At 63.4% G+C, this 16919-nt stretch carries 15 protein-coding genes and 1 tRNA gene; 9 read left to right on the top strand and 7 right to left on the bottom strand.

The genetic code is table 11. The annotated features are described in order from the left end of the window. Position 1: 1 nt before the first annotated feature. Entirely contained in the window at positions 2 to 1582 is a 1581-nt protein-coding gene (locus ACCQ03_RS11035) for a DHA2 family efflux MFS transporter permease subunit (RefSeq protein WP_209225347.1), read from the top strand. A gap of 32 nt (positions 1583 to 1614) precedes the next feature. On the opposite strand, the gene ACCQ03_RS11030 is transcribed toward ACCQ03_RS11035, so the two are convergent. Then, positions 1615 to 1815, bottom strand: coding sequence for a hypothetical protein (locus ACCQ03_RS11030; protein ID WP_158011221.1), 201 nt, complete (start codon positions 1813 to 1815; stop codon positions 1615 to 1617). 354 nt (positions 1816 to 2169) lie between these two features. Here ACCQ03_RS11030 and ACCQ03_RS11025 point away from each other — a divergent pair, with 354 nt between their 5' ends. Both ACCQ03_RS11025 and ACCQ03_RS11020 read left to right on the top strand, forming a co-directional pair. After that, complete coding sequence (locus ACCQ03_RS11025; RefSeq protein WP_057678308.1) at positions 2170 to 2556, top strand: hypothetical protein; 387 nt, start codon at positions 2170 to 2172, stop codon at positions 2554 to 2556. Between the two features lie 188 nt (positions 2557 to 2744). Then, positions 2745 to 3131 carry an STY0301 family protein gene (locus tag ACCQ03_RS11020; RefSeq protein WP_370512613.1) on the top strand — a complete coding sequence of 129 codons (387 nt, stop codon included), beginning with the start codon at positions 2745 to 2747 and terminating at the stop codon, positions 3129 to 3131. 130 nt (positions 3132 to 3261) lie between these two features. Here the strand turns inward: ACCQ03_RS11020 and ACCQ03_RS11015 are convergent. From ACCQ03_RS11015 to ACCQ03_RS11005, 3 genes are all read right to left on the bottom strand, one after another. Then, positions 3262 to 3348 (bottom strand) — tRNA-Leu (locus tag ACCQ03_RS11015). A gap of 147 nt (positions 3349 to 3495) precedes the next feature. Beyond that, positions 3496 to 5685 carry a beta-glucosidase family protein gene (locus ACCQ03_RS11010; RefSeq protein ID WP_209225460.1) on the bottom strand — a complete coding sequence of 730 codons (2190 nt, stop codon included), beginning with the start codon at positions 5683 to 5685 and terminating at the stop codon, positions 3496 to 3498. Positions 5686 to 5864: 179 nt separating this feature from the next. Then, a complete protein-coding gene (locus ACCQ03_RS11005) occupies positions 5865 to 7634 on the bottom strand; it encodes a M14 family metallopeptidase (protein WP_150145754.1) in 1770 nt (589 codons plus the stop codon). A gap of 344 nt (positions 7635 to 7978) precedes the next feature. Between ACCQ03_RS11005 and ACCQ03_RS11000 the strand changes: the two genes are divergently transcribed. Then, positions 7979 to 9559: a POT-type proton-dependent oligopeptide transporter gene (locus ACCQ03_RS11000; protein WP_061112159.1), complete on the top strand. Its 1581-nt coding sequence runs from the start codon at positions 7979 to 7981 to the stop codon at positions 9557 to 9559. Positions 9560 to 9566: 7 nt separating this feature from the next. Then, complete coding sequence (locus tag ACCQ03_RS10995) at positions 9567 to 10175, top strand: rhomboid family intramembrane serine protease (protein WP_003483519.1); 609 nt, start codon at positions 9567 to 9569, stop codon at positions 10173 to 10175. A 303-nt stretch (positions 10176 to 10478) separates the two neighbouring features. Here ACCQ03_RS10995 and ACCQ03_RS10990 read toward each other — a convergent pair whose 3' ends face one another. Continuing rightward, positions 10479 to 10667: a hypothetical protein gene (locus ACCQ03_RS10990; protein WP_209225345.1), complete on the bottom strand. Its 189-nt coding sequence runs from the start codon at positions 10665 to 10667 to the stop codon at positions 10479 to 10481. A gap of 227 nt (positions 10668 to 10894) precedes the next feature. On the opposite strand from ACCQ03_RS10990, the gene ACCQ03_RS10985 reads away from it, so the two are divergent. The 3 genes from ACCQ03_RS10985 (at position 10895) to ACCQ03_RS10975 (ending at position 12628) form a co-directional block, all read left to right on the top strand. Then, on the top strand, positions 10895 to 11164 hold the full coding sequence (locus ACCQ03_RS10985; RefSeq protein ID WP_209225457.1) for a GNAT family N-acetyltransferase: 270 nt from the start codon (positions 10895 to 10897) through the stop codon (positions 11162 to 11164). Positions 11165 to 11215: 51 nt separating this feature from the next. Then, positions 11216 to 12061 (top strand): DUF3298 and DUF4163 domain-containing protein, encoded by an 846-nt coding sequence (locus tag ACCQ03_RS10980; RefSeq protein WP_057679837.1) that lies wholly within the window; start codon positions 11216 to 11218, stop codon positions 12059 to 12061. Positions 12062 to 12127: 66 nt separating this feature from the next. Further along, the gene (locus ACCQ03_RS10975; protein WP_209225454.1) at positions 12128 to 12628 is read left to right on the top strand and encodes a MarR family winged helix-turn-helix transcriptional regulator; all 501 of its coding nucleotides are present in this window, start codon (positions 12128 to 12130) and stop codon (positions 12626 to 12628) included. A gap of 232 nt (positions 12629 to 12860) precedes the next feature. Here the strand turns inward: ACCQ03_RS10975 and ACCQ03_RS10970 are convergent, their stop codons facing one another. After that, positions 12861 to 15059 (bottom strand): M3 family metallopeptidase, encoded by a 2199-nt coding sequence (locus ACCQ03_RS10970; protein ID WP_209225343.1) that lies wholly within the window; start codon positions 15057 to 15059, stop codon positions 12861 to 12863. A gap of 376 nt (positions 15060 to 15435) precedes the next feature. Here ACCQ03_RS10970 and ACCQ03_RS10965 point away from each other — a divergent pair, with 376 nt between their 5' ends. Then, positions 15436 to 15921: a glutathione peroxidase gene (locus tag ACCQ03_RS10965; RefSeq protein ID WP_057679840.1), complete on the top strand. Its 486-nt coding sequence runs from the start codon at positions 15436 to 15438 to the stop codon at positions 15919 to 15921. 147 nt (positions 15922 to 16068) lie between these two features. Here the strand turns inward: ACCQ03_RS10965 and ACCQ03_RS10960 are convergent, their stop codons facing one another. Then, the gene (locus ACCQ03_RS10960; protein WP_209225341.1) at positions 16069 to 16848 is read right to left on the bottom strand and encodes a ferredoxin--NADP reductase; all 780 of its coding nucleotides are present in this window, start codon (positions 16846 to 16848) and stop codon (positions 16069 to 16071) included. Between the last annotated feature and the right edge of the window lie 71 nt (positions 16849 to 16919).

The following is a 16919-nucleotide window of genomic DNA, read 5'->3' as shown; positions in this document are numbered from 1 at the left end:
CATGTCTTCGCAAGCTCCCACCGCGCCCGGCGGCCCGGCGGCACCGGCGCCGGCCGCCGGATTTCGCCCGGCCAGCGTGGCGTTGTGCACCGTGGGCCTGGCCATGGCCTCGTTCATGCAGGTGCTGGACACCACCATCGCCAACGTCTCGCTGCCGACCATCGCCGGCAACCTCGGCGCCAGCTCGCAGCAGGCCACCTGGGTGATCACCTCGTTCGCGGTCAGTACTGCCATTGCGCTGCCGCTGACCGGTTGGTTGAGTCGCCGGTTTGGCGAAACCAAGTTGTTCGTGTGGTCCACGCTGGCGTTCACCATCGCCTCGCTGCTGTGCGGTCTTGCGCAGAGCATGGGGATGCTGGTGGTGGCGCGCGCGCTGCAAGGATTTGTTGCCGGCCCGATGTATCCCATCACCCAGAGTCTGCTAGTGTCGATCTATCCGCGCGAAAAACGCGGGCAGGCGCTGGCGTTGCTGGCGATGATTACCGTGGTGGCGCCGATCGCCGGGCCGATTCTCGGCGGTTGGATCACCGACAACTACAGCTGGGAATGGATCTTCCTGATCAACGTGCCGTTGGGCATCATCGCCAGCAGCATCGTCGGTTCGCAGTTGCGGCATCGTCCCGAACAGCTCGAAAAGCCGCACATGGATTACATCGGCCTGATCCTGCTGGTGGTTGGCGTGGGCGCACTGCAGCTGGTGCTGGATCTGGGCAATGACGAAGACTGGTTCTCTTCGGACAAGATCGTTGTGCTGGCCTGCATCGCGGCAGTGGCGTTGGTGGTGTTCGTGATCTGGGAGTTGACGGACAAGGATCCCATCGTCGATCTCAAGTTGTTCCGGCATCGCAATTTCCGCGCCGGTACCTTGGCGATGGTGGTGGCGTATGCGGCGTTCTTCAGCGTGAGCCTGCTGATCCCGCAATGGCTGCAGCGCGATATGGGCTATACCGCGATCTGGGCCGGCCTTGCCACCGCGCCGATCGGCATCCTGCCGGTGCTGATGACGCCGTTCGTAGGCAAATACGCGCTGCGCTTCGACCTGCGCATGCTGGCCACCATCGCCTTTATCTTCATGTCGTTCACCAGCTTCTTCCGCTCCAATTTCAACCTGCAGGTGGACTTCGGCCATGTGGCCACGATCCAGTTGGTGATGGGCGTGGGCGTGGCGTTGTTCTTCATGCCGGTGTTGCAGATCCTGTTGTCGGATCTGGATGGCCGCGAGATCGCGGCTGGTTCGGGCCTGGCCACCTTCCTGCGCACGCTGGGCGGTAGCTTTGCCGCATCGTTGACCACGTATCTGTGGGCACGCCGTACCCAGGTGCACCACGCGCACATTACCGAGCACATTTCGGTGTACACGCCCGGCATGCAGGAGCAGGTGACCGCGATGGGGCAGGGCGACCTGCAACGCGGTGCGGCATCGCTCAATAACATGATCAACCACCAGGCCTCGCAGATGGGTTTCAACGACATCTTCTATCTGCTTGGATGGACGTTCCTGGCGATCATCTTCTTCCTGTGGCTGGCAAAACCGCCGTTCGGTGCCGGGGCCGGAAGTGCGGCGGCAGCTGGCGGGCACTGAGCCCACTATCCAGGGCGTTACGGCATCGTCGGTCAGGCGGTGTCGTGGTGTACAGCGGCAAGGGGCTCTTTCGCGGCGTCGAGCGGCTTGCCGATCTGGACACCAAGCAGCCGGTGACGCCAGCGCAACGCGTTGCTGCGTTTTCGGTGAGCAAGCGGTTCGACAGTACGCTGTCTTTCCACACGTATCGACGAACCGGCCACACCGCTGCACTCACCGGCCGATGGCGACATGCGGGCATGTGCCAATGCACGATGCACCGAAGACGCCGCGGCTGCCGATCCAACTTGAGCGGGTCGTCAATACGGCCGGATCCAATATTGATTGGCCGCGTGAGGCCGCTTTCAGGCGCGCGCGATGGGCCGCTTGCGCAGGTGAGGTGCCAGGCGCTCTCGCAAGGGTTGGGGTAGCATGCGTCGCTGCCAAGCGCGGCTCTGTTTTTTCGAGAGGGCCACGCGCGGCGTCGTGCGCGGGCATGCGGTCTGCGTTTTTCATCACACAAGGAAGCTTCGATGATGTTTCGATCCTCATGGCGTCGCGTCTGTGCGACGGCATTGCTCATCCCACTTCTTGCTCTCGCTGCCGTTGTGCAGACGCAGGCTGCGGCCGTACGTCCGGAGGTGGCCAAGCAGGCCAAGGCGTATAGCTCAAACGATGGCGTCAAGGTGTCGACCTTGCGCTACGGCCCGCGCGAAAAAAATCAGGCGCTGGTGGAGGTAACCGGTGCCGACAGCGAGATCGACGACAAGATCCTGCTGGCAACAACGGCCGCTACGCAAAAGGACACCCGCTACACGGTTCAGCTGAAAGGCCGTCCGTACGTGCTGCTGATCCTCGACGAAGGTGGTGGCGAGTTGTACCTGCCAGGTGCGGCGAAGCCGGCGCGTGTCGGCTATGACGCCGGTGTCTCGGAGCAGATCAATCCCGAGCATTATCTGACCGATTATCTTGAGCAGATGGCCGGCAGCAACTAGGCAACGCAACGCGCTGCAGGCCTGCGTGGCCAGGTCTGCAGCACGGTCCGGTTTCAAAACACGGCAACATTGCCGCTTCGTCCGGTGCAGTTGCACATCAGGGGTTTGCGATCATGGCAGGGGCGTCGTTCGTCAGATCATTGCAGTGCCTAGCGGTGCTTCTCGCACCGGTGCTTGCGTTGCCTGCCTTGGCCACACCCACATTGCAGTGCCCGGCAGCCTTGCACATCACCGATGGCACCTTGCAGAGCCCGGACCTGCCGTTGGGCGCGCAGCTCGGCGTCGATCCGCACCAGGCGCTGCGGTTATCGTCGATTGGCGTGTATTCGGGCCACCCCCGCGAGCGTGCCGCCCTGGTGCCGCGCAACGCGGAAGCAGCGCAGCCGCGTGGCTTGGCGCACTGGGTCTGGCGTTTCGATGATGCAGACCCGCACGGCATCTATGTGGTTTGCGCGTACGGTGAGGCAGTGCAGGTGTCCCTGCGCATCAGCGATACCGCACGCATCTGCACAGGCACCTTGCGCAGCGACCCCATGCCCGAAGCCGAGCGGAGTGCATCCTTCGACTGCCAGTAGCGCGCCCGACCGGATAGTTGAGCAGGCGGGGGCGTACTGTCGACCAGCGCATCGCGCTGCCTGTCTTGCACATCGCCCAAACGCAGAAAACCCCGCCGAAGCGAGGTTTTTTACGATCTACCGTGAGTCGTGGTGCCCAGGAGAGGACTCGAACCTCCACGAAGTTGCCCCCGCTAGCACCTGAAGCTAGTGCGTCTACCAATTCCGCCACCTGGGCGACTCAGGGAGCGAATTGTGCAAGCTGGGCGCGAAGCTGTCAACGCACCCGGCACATTTTTTTTGTCGCCCCGTACGCGGCACGGCAACCGAACCGGCCCGATGCCGGCGCACGTGGCGCATGCATTGCTGCATGCGCCACGTGCGCTCACGGCAACTGTGCCGCCTGCAGCGTGACCTGGGCAGTTTGCACCGGCTCGCTCGCCGAGCGCGCCAGCTGCACGTGGTACGTGCCCGCGGCAATCGTCCAGCGACGTGCCTTGGCATCGAAATCGGCCAAGGTCCTGGGCTCTGCGACGACCTGCACGCTGCGTTTTTCGCCAGGCTTTAGCGTGAGTTTCTGCCAGCCGATCAGGCGCAGCGGGGTGGCGTGGCCGTCGGGCAGGGTGATGTAGAGCTGCGGCACGGCGGCGCCTTCGCGCGGGCCGGTGTTTTCCACCTCGAAGCTGGCGGTGAGCTGGCTGCCGCGTGCCTCCACCTGCAGCCCGCCCATGCGGAACTGCGTGTACGACAGGCCAGGGCCGAACGGGTAGCGTGGTGTCAGCTTGCGCGCGGCGAACCACTTGTAGCCGACGTTGGCGCCTTCGATGGCGTAGTCGATGGTGTCTTCGCCCGGCTTGGCCGGCTTGAAGCCCAGCCCCGGAATCGACGGACGCGGCAGCTGCGATTCGTCCACCGGCCAGGTCACCGGCAGGTGGCCGGAAGGATTCACCGCGCCGGTCAGCAGGTTGGCGATCGCCTCACCGCCACCGATGCCCGGATACCACGCCTGCAACACCGCCGGCACGCGTTCGGCCCACGGCATGCGCACCGGTCCGTTGGTTTCCAGCACCACGGCGGTCTTCGGGTTGGCTTTGGCCACCGCGTCGATCAACGCGTCCTGGTTGTCGGGCAAGCGCATGTCCGGCAGATCCACCGATTCGGCCGCCCACTGGGTGGCGAACACGATCGCCACATCGGCGGCCTTGGCGACGCGTGCGGCCGCATTGCGGTCCTTGCCGTCCACGTAATCGATCTGCACGTTCGGCAATGCCGCACGCAGTGCCTGCAGCGGCGAGGACGGATGGATGATCACCGGGCCGGGCCAGGTGGTCGGCGTGATGCCCGGTACCGCGTTGCCGCCGTTGATGGTGTAGTCCACGCGCGAGGAGCCGCCGCCGGACATCACGCCCTTGTCGGCGTAGCCGCCGATCACGGCAATGCGACGCACGTCTTTGGACAACGGCAATGTGGCCTGCTCGTTACGCAGCAACACGCTGCCTTCTTCGGCCACATGTTGCGCAGCCAACAGACCGGCCTTGCCGTCGATGGACTGACGCTGAGTGGGGTGATCGAAAGCGCCATGTGCGAACAGGCTACGCAACACGCGCCTGACCATGTCGTCCAAGCGCGCGCGCGGCACCACGCCGGCAGACACCGCCATGCGCAACGGGGTATCGAAAAACACCGCCGCGTCGAACACTTCGCCGGCCGATTGTTGATCCAGCCCGGCCAATGCCGCCTTGGAACCGCTATGCACGCCGCCCCAATCGGACATCACGTAACCGGGGTATTTCCATTCCTGCTTGAGCACCTGGTTGAGCAGGTAATCGTGCTCGCAACCATAGATGCCGTTGATCTTGTTGTACGAACACATCACCGAGGCCGGGTCGCCGATCTTCAGTGCAATCTCGAAGGCCAGCAGGTCCGATTCGTGCATCGCCTGCTCGCCGATCTGCGCGCTATGAAAGTTGCGCCTTGTTTCCATATCGTTGAGTGCGAAGTGCTTCATCGTGGACAGCACATGTTCGCTTTGCACGCCGCGAATCGATTCGCCGACCATGGTGCCGGCCAGCAACGGGTCTTCACCGGCGTATTCGAAGTTGCGCCCATTACGCGGGTCGCGCTGAAGGTTGACGCTGCCGGCGAGCAACACGTTGAAGCCCTGCTGCCAGGATTCGCGGCCCATGGTCTTGCCGCCGGTATACGCCAGTTGCCGGTTCCAGCTCGATGCGGTCGACGGCCCCGAGGGCATCGCGGTGGCGTAGTCGCCCTTGCGGATGCCGCCGGGGTTGGTCACGCCGACGCCGGCATCGGCCAGTTGCTGGGCGGGAATGCCCAGGCGCGCAATACCGGGAACGTAGCCGGCCGAACCGAGCGCGCCTTCGGGCTTGGGAATCTTGTCGGTGCCCAGGCCGAAATAGCTGCGCAGCATCTGGAATTTTTCATCCTCGCTCATCTGCGCCAGCAGGCGGTCGGCGCGCTGGTCCGGGGTCAATGCAGTGTCCATCCACGGCTGCGAAGATGGCGCGCCTTGCGCAACGGCCAGCGGCGCGGCCAGGGCGCTGCCCAAGCCCATCACGACCGCCAGGACCAGGGGCCGTGGACGGTGATGACGGGATGTAAACGGTTTCATATCGAGCTGTGGCACGGGATATCCTTGTGGTACTGGGTCAAAACACATACGAGGGGCACCGAGGTGCCCAAATCGGAAAGGCGCGGTGATGCCGCGCCGACGCGTGCAGAATCCGCAGGCGGTTAGAAGTCGGTCTGCGCGGTGCGCAGGATCGGGTAGAGCTGGTAGCGCTCATCCCACGATGCGTGGCGCTTGGCAAAGAATTCCAGCCGCGCCTGCGGGTTGTTGGAAAAGTCCGGATCGCTGGCGATGCGCTGTTCGAACTGCGCCTTCAACGCGGCATCGTTGGCGAGCATGTCGCGCGCGACGTCTTCGGCGACGTAGGCTTCCATGTATTCCTTGCGCTCGAACGCGGTATTGAAAAAGCCCCACTGCAGCAGCGAATCCGGCGCCTGCGGTTCCAGGATCGCCATCACCAGGCGCGCCTTGGATTGGGCGATCGGCACGAACAGCGAGCCAGCCGGCACATCGCGGCTTTCATCGCGCCATTGCCCGCTGAGTTCGACTGTCTGATGGCTTTCGTTGGAGCGTGCCGCGAACTTGACCGCGTCGGCGCGGAAGGTTTGCACCGGCCGCTGCGCCGCATTGCCGATGGTCGTGAACTGGATGCCATGCAGGCGCAGTTTTTCGCCCACCAAGGCTGCTTGCGCAGCCGGGACCAGGTAGCCGCCGCGCGGCGCATCCACCACCACATCGGGCTTGATCTGGTCGCGCAGCGGCACCTTCCAGACTTGGGGCTTGCTTTCGTCGTAGCGCGTCATCAGCGCGCCGGAAATCGGCGACGGTGTGCGCGTATACGCGTAGCCACGAAACGCCACGGTGCGTGCGTCTGGGCCCGCAGCGAAGCTCAACGGTTCGGTCGTGCCGGCCAAGCGCGTGGCGCGCTGATCGGCCGCCAGTGCATCGGCGCGCCACTGGGTGCCATGGCGTGCGGCCTGCTGCAACACCGAGACGATGGCGTTGCGGGTGATCCGCACGCGCGTGGGGTAATCCTTCCACGAATGCGTTTCTACCAACATGCCGAAGCGGTTGCGTAGCAGGAAATAGCCATGCGAAAAGCGTGGCGGCGACACATCATCGGCAAAGCCGGAACTGGGGTCGTCTTCGTGCACGAAGGACGGGTAGTACGGCAGCGGCAACGAGCCCTGTCTCTTCAAATCGGCAAGCACTGCGTCGCGCCAGCGTGTGCCATCGCGCTGCAAGCTCGCATCGCCGGCATGCGCCGGTTCCACCTGCACCGAGACGTCGTGCTCGAACTTGGCGCCGTCGGTGACGTGCAGGTCTACATACATCAGCGGGTCCCATTGCTGCACCAGTTGCAGCATGGCCTGCATTTCCGGCGCGTCAGCCTTGACGTAATCGCGGTTGAGATTGAGGTTCTGCGCGGTGGTGCGCCAGCCCATCTGCTCGGGGCCGCGCTGGTTGGGGCGGTTCCAGGCACCGAAGCGCTCATGCCCATCGACGTTGAATACCGGCACGAACACCCACACCAACTTGTCCAGCACGCCGTGGCCGGCCTTGCCGTCGAGCAACTCGCGCAGAGCAAGAAAGCCCGCATCCTTGCCATCGATCTCGCCGGCATGGATGCCGCCCTGGACCAAGACCACCGGCAGCTTGCGTTGCGCTGCCGATTGCGCGTCGAGCGCGCCGCTGGTGGAGGCGATCAAGGCCTTCATCGGCCTGCCCTCGGGCGTGGTGCCGAACTGGATGCAACGCACCGCCTGCGGGTAGCGCTGCGCAAATGCATCGCACAGTGCAATGACTTCGTCGTAGCGGCCGGTCTGGATGAAACCGCTGCGCTCTGCCTGGGTAGTCAGCGGCGCGGCAGCCAGTGCGGCGGGGGCGGAAGTCAGCAGTAACAGGCTCAGGGCCAGGCGAGTGAAGCGGGGCATCCAGCGGTCCAGTGTTCCAGGAAAACGTTTGCAATGTAGCCGAGCCGGTGTGCAAGGCCAATCTGCACTGCGTCATGGTCCTGCTGTGACCGGTGCCAAGCGCGGGCTTCACCTGCACGCGTGGCGGCTTTCCGTTGACCGGGTGGGCGACATTCGAGGTAGACGCAGGCAATGCGGCTGCCGTGCGACGTTTGGCGCCATGGTGTTTTCGGCCGACCTGGACGACACCGGTCGCGCCAAGGTGAGGTCCGCCAGCCGCGTCCGCCCAGCGCCTGCGTCCGGCATGTTCGGGCGGCAATGGCGGCCGGCGGTCGGGCGCCGGTACGATAGGGCCTGTTTTCAGCATGACCGGACTGCCTTTGACCACCTCCATCTCGCCAGGCGCTTCTGCCGGCGCGCGGCTGCCGCGCCAGATTCCTTTCATCATCGGCAACGAGGCCTGCGAGCGTTTCAGCTTCTACGGCATGCGCAACATCCTGGTGCAGTTCCTGATCACCTCGCTGTTGCTGCAGGAAATCAGCGGGCCGGGGCGCGAAGCCGAGGCCAAGCACATCCTGCACAGTTTCATGATCGGGGTGTATTTCTTCCCGTTGCTGGGCGGTTGGCTGGCCGACCGCTTTTTCGGCAAGTACAACACCATCCTGTGGTTCAGCCTGGTGTATTGCGCCGGGCACGCCTGCCTTGCGCTGTTTGAAGGCAGCCGCGACGGGTTTTTTCTGGGTCTGGGCCTGATCGCGCTGGGCGCAGGTGGCATCAAGCCGCTGGTGGCCTCGTTCATGGGCGATCAGTTCGACCAGTCCAACAAGCACCTGGCCAAGGTGGTGTTCGACGCCTTCTACTGGATCATCAACTTCGGCTCGCTGTTCGCCTCGCTGCTGATTCCGCTGGCGCTGAAGAATCTTGGCCCGGCCTGGGCATTCGGCATCCCGGGCATCCTGATGTTCGTGGCCACGCTGGTGTTCTGGCTTGGGCGCAAGCGCTATGTCTTGGTGCCGCTGCCGCCGAAGGACCCGCATGGGTTCGGCGCGGTGGTGCGTACGGCGTTATTGACGCACGCGCCCGGGCAGGGGCGTCCGGGCCTGATGCTGGCGGTCGTCTCGGTGTTGCTGGCGCTGGCCGGCTTCGCGCTGGTCGAGCAATTGGGCATCGTGGTGTGCCTGTGCATTGCGCTGGTGCTGTTGCTGGCCGGGATCGGCGGCGGGACCTGGTGGCAGCTGGAACGCGCGCGGGGCACCCATCCGGATGTTGCGGTGGAAGGCGTGCGTGCGCTGTTGCGGGTGTTGGTGATCTTCGCGCTGGTGACGCCGTTCTTTTCGTTGTTCGACCAGAAGGCCTCGACCTGGGTGCTGCAGGGGCGCGAGATGACCATGCCGGCCTGGTTCACCGCCTCGCAGATGCAGGCGCTCAATCCGCTGCTGGTGATGCTGCTGATCCCCTTCAACAACCTGGTGCTGTACCCGCTGCTGCGACGTGGCGGCTGGGAGCCCACCCCGTTACGCCGCATGACCAGCGGCATCGCCTTCAGTGGCGTGGCCTGGATTGCGGTAGGCGCGATCCAGATGGTGATGGACGGTGGCGAGCCGATGCACATCGCCTGGCAGATCCTGCCGTACGCACTGCTCACCTTCGGCGAGGTGCTGGTGTCGGCCACCGGTATCGAGTTCGCCTACAGCCAGGCGCCGCCGTCGATGAAGGGGGTGGTGATGAGTTTCTGGTATCTCACCACCACCGTCGGCAATCTATGGGTGCTGCTGTCGAACCTGGCGGTGCGCAACGCGACGGTGACTGCGCATATCGCCGATACTGGGCTCAGCGAAGCGGCCTTCTTGATGTTCTTCTTCGCGGCCTTCGCGTTCCTGGCGGCACTTGCCTTCGGCTTGTACGCACGCCGGTATCGCATGGTCGACAATTACCGTACTGCCTGAGGTCTGCATGATTACCCTGATCCTGATCGCCATCACCGGCATCGTCTCGTGGATGGCGTTCAACAACCGCAAGTTGAGCGACAGGCTGATCTTGTGGCCGCCGGCGGTGGACAAGCACAAGCAATACGACCGCCTGGTGACCTATGGCTTCATCCATGCCGACCTGGGGCACCTGATCTTCAACATGATCACGCTGTTCTTCTTCGGGCGGGTGATCGAGAACGTGATGGCCCAGCTCACCGGCAGCGTGCTGACCTATCCGTTGTTCTATCTGGCCGCACTGGTGGTCTCGATCCTGCCTAGCTACCTGAAGAACCAGAAGAATCCGAATTACCTCAGTCTGGGCGCCTCTGGCGCGGTGTCGGCGGTGCTGTTTGCCTTCATCCTGCTGCAACCATGGACGATCATCCTGGTGCTGTTCATTCCGGCCCCGGCAATTCTGTATGCGGTGTTCTATGTGGGCTACAGCCTGTGGATGGACCGCCGCGGCGGCGATCGCATCAACCACAGCGCGCATCTGGCCGGCGCCGCGTTCGGCGTGATGTTCATGCTGATCATGGAACCGCGCGTGTGGCAGGTGTTTCTTGAGCAGCTGTCCAATCCGCGCTTCGGCTGAGCGCAATGCGCGGCGGTTACGCTGCCCAAGCTCGACGCGCTGGACGCTGCCGCAGGTACAGAGTGACGTTTGATTGCGCGCAGCGCGTCCCTTCTGCACGCCGAACGCGTGATTGCAGATCGCGCGATGGGATGCCCAACGACTGCTGGGGGGACGGACCGGCCCGTTGCGGGAAGCGGGCGAGAACCCGGCTCGATAAGGCCCAGTCATGTCCGACCGCGCGGTGGCACGGTCTCGACAGACTTATGAAATGCGATCAACGGCTGCACAGCGGATGAGTCCGCTGTGCAACGATGCGCCAGCTCAGGCCGCGTTGCGTTTCTGGTCGGCGCTGGATGCCACGCCGTACGCCTGCTGCAGGCGCTCGTACACCGTATCGTTGAGCTGCGTGAAATCCGGATTGTGGGTGTCGCCCTTGAGGGCGAACTGGAACAGGCCCTCCAGCAACGAGCTGTCGCTGTCTGCGCTGTGTCCTGCCGAATCGTTGTTCATGCGGTGGCTCCCTCGTAGGTAAGACGAAGACGTCGCTGCTACCGCACACCGGTTGCCGCGATTGCCTTCGGGTCAGCTATCGGCGCTCCCCGGGCGAACTTGAGGCCGCGTTGCGCAAGCTGGGCAGCCGATCACAGCAGCGATTCACTTTCACGCAGGCGCGGCATCGCGCTGGTCACACTGACCACCACTTCTTGCTGGCGCAGAACTTGAGAGAGGCGTCGACAGTGCACGTAGAACACGATCCGGACCGGCAGCGTTTCAACATAGACACCGATGGACATCGCGCCGAGCTCGCCTATCGGCGCGAGGGTGAGATCATGACCATTACGCACACGCAGGTACCGGACGCGGTCAGCGGACGCGGAATTGCCGCGGCATTGGTCGAGGACGCTTTGACATTCGCGCGGCAACACGATTTGAAGGTGGTTGCGGCGTGCAGCTATGCCGATACATACGTGCGTCGACATCCGCAGTATCACGATTTGCTGGCCTGACCAGCAGCGGGTCTTTTCGTAACACAAGTCATATCAGGGGAGCAGGTGGTAATGGGGCGGTTGCTTGGAGTCAAGGCAGTGCAGGGCTTGCTGGTGCTGGCCGTGTTGGCGGGATGTACGCAGCGCGCACCGACAACGGCAGAGCCAAGCGCGCCGGCCGCCGATGCGGCGCCCGCGGCGGCAGCGCCTGCAGAGCCGACCGTCGTACAGAGCGGCCCGCTGGAAGATGTGATCGAACATGCGCCGGCTTACATGGTGGGCATCAGCTATCCGCGCGGGCTGGATGCATATCCGGAACTCACTGCGCTCATTCGCGGTTATGCCCAGGATGCGCGTGCCGAACTGATGCAGGCAGTCTCGGGTCTGGGCAACGACAAGCCGCCCGCGCCGTATGAGCTGTCGCTGGCCTTCGAAACCGTGTTGCAGACCCCGGAACTGATCGTGATTTCCGCCGACGGCAGCAGGTACACCGGTGGTGCGCACGGCGAGCCGCTGGTGGCGCGCTTCGTCTGGTTGGTCAAGGAGCGCAAGCAATTGACCGCGCAGGCGCTGATTCCGGATCCGGCAGGCTGGGAAAAGATCGGCCGCGAGGTCGCGGCGCAATTGCATGCAGCAGCGACCCAGCGTGTCCAGGCCGATCGCGTGCCGGTAGAAGAGCAGGCTGAGCAGGTAGCGTCGGCCGACCGCATGATTGCCGAAGGCACCGCCGCGCAGGTGGAAAATTTTGCGCAGTTCGTCCCGGTGTTGAATGCAACTGGGCAGATCACTGCCGTGCGCTTTGTGTTTCCGCCCTATCAGGTGGGTCCCTACTCGGATGGCACGCAGATGGCTGAGGTCGCTGCCTCCACATTATTGCCTTCGGTCGCACCGGAATATGTACATCTCTTCGCGCGCTGAGGTGTTGCATCGCGCATGTTGTGATTGAATGGCCCGGCCATTCAGCAACGTACTCCAACGGGTGATATGAGTAGTTTCGACTCAACCGCAAGTCGCGTGGACCACACCTGCGTGCGTTATCCGGCATTCCCGCGGGAGCCGGCAATATTGGTGAGACTGATCAAGCATCTCCACAAGCGCCTGCATACACTCGGGTGCGTGCGGCTCAAGCCTTATGGCATCAGTCCGCCGAAATACGAAATTCTGATGATGCTCTATGGCACACCGGAGCAGTCGATCACTCCGACCGAGGTGGCCGAAGCCGCCAGCGAAAAGCCGGCCAACATCACCCGGCTCACCGATCAGCTGTGCGAGAAAGGCCTGATCACGCGCACCAGCAGCCCCGAAGATCGGCGCAAGATCGTACTGACGCTGCGGCCCGCGGGCCTGGCCTTGATCGAAAGACTGTTGCCCGATGCCTGTACGCTGTTGGATGCAGAAACCGCCAGCATGAGCGAGGCCGAGCAGCTGCGTTTGGAGAAGCTGCTGAGAAAGCTCCTGGACGGCGTGGACGCGGTCGAACTCTAAGCACTGCGCGTTGCGCGTGCGACAAGGCGCTGCAACTACAGCCAGCAAAAAGCCGCCCTGATCGCCCGGGGCGGCGTTGTCCTCTCATCTGTTCTCGAACAAGGACTTGCCGATACATTGCGAGCAGTTGGATGGCTCGTCTGGTGTCGGAGACCGGCATGCCCGCACGGGACATGCCGATCCTGTTGCCAAGCACCCGGCCTGATGACCGTGCGCGGATCGTGCAGCCGATTTATGGCTTGGACTGCGGCGCTTCCGGAGTGGCGCCATCGCCGCCTTGCGCGCTGAGACCGCGCTTTTCGAGCAGCGGCTCGATCTGCGGCGCATGCCCGGCAAAGTTCTGGAACAGCTCCATCGCATCCACGCTACCGCCGCGCGAAAGCAGGGTCTTGCGGAAACGATCGCCATTGGCGCGGCTCAGGCCACCGTGCTGCTTGAACCACTGCTGGGTGTTGGCGTCCAGCACTTCCGACCAGATGTAGGCGTAGTAGCCTGCCGCGTAACCGCCCATGATGTGGCTGAAATACGGGGTCTTGTAGCGCGGGGGCACTGGCGCGTAGGCAATGCCGTCCTGCTGCAGCGCCTTGGCTTCGAATGCCATCACGCCGGCAGCGTCCGGCACCTGGCTGGCGCTGACCTGGTGCCAGTTCTGATCCAGCATCGCCGCACCCAGATACTCGGTGGTGGCAAAGCCCTGGTTGAACTTGGATGCGGCAATCACCTTGTCCAGCAACGCCTGCGGCATCGGGGTGCCGTTCTGATAATGCTTTGCGTAGTTCTTCAGGATGGATGGCTCGTCGGCCCACATCTCGTTGACCTGCGAGGGGAACTCGACGAAGTCGCGCGGCACGCTGGTGCCGGAGAAATACGGGTATTTGACGTCGGAGAACATGCCGTGCAGCGCATGCCCGAACTCATGGAACATGGTGGTCACCTCATCCCAGGTCAGCAGCGTCGGCTGGCCGGCCGGCGGCTTGGGAATGTTGAGGTGATTGGCCACCACCGGCTTGAAGCCGGTCAGCGCCGATTGCGATACATAGGAGTTCATCCATGCGCCACCGCGCTTGGATTCGCGCGCATACATGTCGGCGATGAAGATCGCCAACTGCTTGCCGTCGGCATCGAACACGTCGTAGACGGTGATGTCGTCGCGGTAGGTCGGCAGGTCGGTGCGCTGCTTGAAGGTCAGGCCGTATTCCTGGTTGGCCGCATAGAACACGCCGTTTTCCAGCACGTTCTTGAGCTCGAAGTATGGCTTGAGCTGGGATTCGTCGAAGTTGTACTTGGCCTGGCGCACTTTTTCGCTGTAGTAGGCCCAGTCCCAGGCTTCGAGCTTGAAGGTCGGCTTGCGCGCGGCCTTTTGTTCCTTGTCGATCATCGCCTGCAGATCGGCGGCTTCGCGCTTGGCATTGGCCACCGCGGCCGGCGCCAGTTTGCCCAGCATTGCGTTAACCGCTTCAGGCGTCTTGGCGGTCTGGTTTTCCAGCGAGTAGGCGGCATAGGTGGGGAAGCCGAGCAGCTTGGCCTTGTCGGCACGCAGCTTCATGATGCGCGAGACCAGCGCGGTGTTGTCGTACTGGCCGCCGTGGCTTCCGCGCGACACCGAGGCGTCGTAGATCTTCTTGCGCAGCTCGCGATTCTTCAGCTGTGTCAGTGGCGGCTGGCCGGTGGTGTTGAGCAAGGCAATGACGTACTTGCCATCGAGTTTGCGCGCCTTGGCCGCTTCGGCGGCAGCGGCGATCTGCTCCTGCGACAAACCGTCCAGTTGCTTGACGTCATCCACGACCACAGCGGCAGCATTCACCTCGGCCAGCACGTTCTGGCTGAACGTGGTACCCAGGTTGGCCAGCTCGGCATTCATCGCCTTGAGCGTGGTCTTGTCGGCGTCGGAGAGCTTGGCGCCGTCGCGCACGAAATCGCTGTAGTACTTCTCGACCAGGCGTACGCCCTGCGCATCCAGCCCCAGCGTGGCGCGTTGCTCGTACAGGCTCTGGATGCGTGCAAACAGCTTGCCGTTGAGCGAAATGGCATCGCGGTGCGCTGCGAACTTCGCCGAATAGTCGGCCTGCAGTTTCTTGCGCGCGTCGTTGGTGTCTGCGCCCACCAGATTGAAGAACACCGTGGTGGCGCGATCGAGCGTGGCGCCGCTCTTTTCCAGCGCGATGATGGTGTTCTCGAAGCTGGGCTTGGCCTTCTGGTTGGCGATTTTTTCGACTTCCTTCAGCTGCTCGGCCATGCCGGCATCGAAGGCAGGTGCGAAATCGCTGTCCTTGATTTTGTCGAACTGCGGGTAATGCAGCGGCAGCGTGCTGTGGGCAAAGAAGGGGTTGGCTTGGGTGGCGGCCTGCGTGGCAGCGGGGGCGGCGATGCTGTAGGACGGCATGGCAAGTCCCAGGGCGGCGGCCAGGGCAAAAGCGAGACGGGTGGTCAAGAGAGTTGCTCCAAAGTGCGAACCCCCGAGGCTAACCCAGCCGGTCGGGACAGGCGTGTGACAAAAGGCATGGCTGCCAGGCCAAGACGACGCGAGCAGGCGGGCACAACCGTTGCTCGCGTTGCGAGGGTACGAGTCGATGCAAGCTGGGCCTGTACCGCCGGCGGACGTGTGCCGGCTGCACCCCTTGGCACCTTGCGAGCTAGCTGTGTTCGGGTGAGCTTGCCGAGCTCCCAGGGCGTCTGCTTGACGCTCCCGACCTGCCGCGCCGCAGGCGATCTGCCGCACGGTTGCCTGCTGCAATCTTTCGGCCGCTGCGTGGCCGCCGTGCAGGCGGCTACGGTACGCTGCCCGTTTCGCACACCGCAGGGCAACCATGAGCGACATCTCCACCTTCGCATTCACCGACCTGGAAGGCCGCACCCAGTCGATGCGCGACTACGCCGGCAACGTCCTGCTGGTGGTCAATGTTGCCTCCAAGTGCGGGTTTACGCCGCAATATGCGGGGCTGCAGGCGCTGTGGCAGCGTTATCGCGAACGTGGGCTGGTGGTGATCGGCTTTCCATGCGATCAATTCGGGCATCAGGAGCCGGGCGATGCGGCGCAGATCCGCCAGTTCTGCTCGCTCGACTATGCGGTGGATTTTCCGCTGGCAGCAAAAATCGAGGTCAACGGCAACGGCGCGCATCCGCTGTGGCAATGGCTCAAGCACGAACAACGCGGCGTGCTCGGGTCCGAAGCGATCAAGTGGAACTTCACCAAGTTCCTGATCGGCCGCGACGGCCGCGTATTGGAACGTTATGCGCCCACCACCAAGCCGGAAGCATTGGCCGCCGACATCGAGCGCGCGTTGGGCGCGTGATCCGGCAGGCATGGTGTTGAACCGTAGGAGCGCACCCGGGCGCGACGGAGCTTTTCCCGTAACGCCTCGTCGCGCCCGGCTGCGCTTCTACGACATCGGGTGCTTCAACGAAACGCCGCAACGTGCTGGTATTTCACCGGTGCCACGTCACTTTTCGACGAATGCACGCTCAAACACGTAATGCCCCGGCGTGCCGATGCGCGGCGAGGTCTGGAAACCGCGGCTATCGAGCAGGGTGCGCAGGTCGGCCAGCATCTGCGGGCTACCGCAGATCATGAAGCGGTCGTTGGCCGGATCCAATGTCGGCAACCCGAGCGTCTGCTGCATGCGCCCATCGGCCATCAGTTCGGTCAAACGGCCTTGGTTGGCGAAGGCTTCGCGCGTGACCGCCGGGTAGTACAGCAATTTCTCGCGCAGCAGGTCGCCGAGGAATTCGTGCTGCGGCAACTCGCGTTCGAAGTAATCGCGGTAGGCCAGATCCTGCACGAAACGCACGCCCTGGGTGAGGATCACCTTGTCGAAACGCTCGTAGGTTTCCGGGTCCTTGATGATCGACAGCCATGGCGCCAGGCCGGTGCCGGTGCCCAGCAGATACAGGTTGCGCCCGGGGTGCAGGTCGCTGATCAGCAACGTGCCGGTGGGTTTCCTGCCGACCAGCACCTTGTCGCCCGGTTGGATGTGCTGCAGCCGCGAGGTCAACGGGCCGTCCGGCACCTTGATGCTGAAGAACTCCAGATGTTCTTCCCAATTGGCGCTGGCGATCGAATACGCACGCAGCAACGGACGCGTTTCGGTTTCCAGCCCGATCATCACGAACTGCCCGTTTTCGAAACGGAACCCGGCATCGCGGGTCGTGGTGAAGCTGAAGTAGGCATCGGTCCAGTGACGGACCTTGAGCACCGTTTCGGCGCCAAAAGCGGAAGACATACCGGTAAGTGTCGTGGGAAGAGTACCCGGCAATTCTACCTCAAGCCGGCCAAATGAGATGAACTCTCATT

It is taken from the genome of Xanthomonas sp. NCPPB 3569, from assembly GCF_041475645.2.
Taxonomy (GTDB): Bacteria; Pseudomonadota; Gammaproteobacteria; order Xanthomonadales; family Xanthomonadaceae; genus Xanthomonas; species Xanthomonas phaseoli.
Note: the sequence above shows the minus strand (reverse complement) of the source record. Positions and strands in the feature narration are given on the sequence as shown.

Bases quoted from the DNA above. Each gene is read 5' to 3' on its own strand.
- ACCQ03_RS11035 (WP_209225347.1), top strand. From the start codon at position 2: ATGTCTTCGCAAGCTCCCACCGCGCCCGGCGGCCCGGCGGCACCGGCG.
- ACCQ03_RS11030 (WP_158011221.1), bottom strand. From the start codon at position 1,815: ATGTCGCCATCGGCCGGTGAGTGCAGCGGTGTGGCCGGTTCGTCGATA.
- ACCQ03_RS11010 (WP_209225460.1), bottom strand. From the start codon at position 5,685: ATGGGCTTGGGCAGCGCCCTGGCCGCGCCGCTGGCCGTTGCGCAAGGC.
- ACCQ03_RS11005 (WP_150145754.1), bottom strand. From the start codon at position 7,634: ATGCCCCGCTTCACTCGCCTGGCCCTGAGCCTGTTACTGCTGACTTCC.
- ACCQ03_RS11000 (WP_061112159.1), top strand. From the start codon at position 7,979: ATGACCGGACTGCCTTTGACCACCTCCATCTCGCCAGGCGCTTCTGCC.
- ACCQ03_RS10995 (WP_003483519.1), top strand. From the start codon at position 9,567: ATGATTACCCTGATCCTGATCGCCATCACCGGCATCGTCTCGTGGATG.
- ACCQ03_RS10990 (WP_209225345.1), bottom strand. From the start codon at position 10,667: ATGAACAACGATTCGGCAGGACACAGCGCAGACAGCGACAGCTCGTTG.
- ACCQ03_RS10980 (WP_057679837.1), top strand. From the start codon at position 11,216: ATGGGGCGGTTGCTTGGAGTCAAGGCAGTGCAGGGCTTGCTGGTGCTG.
- ACCQ03_RS10975 (WP_209225454.1), top strand. From the start codon at position 12,128: ATGAGTAGTTTCGACTCAACCGCAAGTCGCGTGGACCACACCTGCGTG.
- ACCQ03_RS10965 (WP_057679840.1), top strand. From the start codon at position 15,436: ATGAGCGACATCTCCACCTTCGCATTCACCGACCTGGAAGGCCGCACC.
- ACCQ03_RS10960 (WP_209225341.1), bottom strand. From the start codon at position 16,848: ATGTCTTCCGCTTTTGGCGCCGAAACGGTGCTCAAGGTCCGTCACTGG.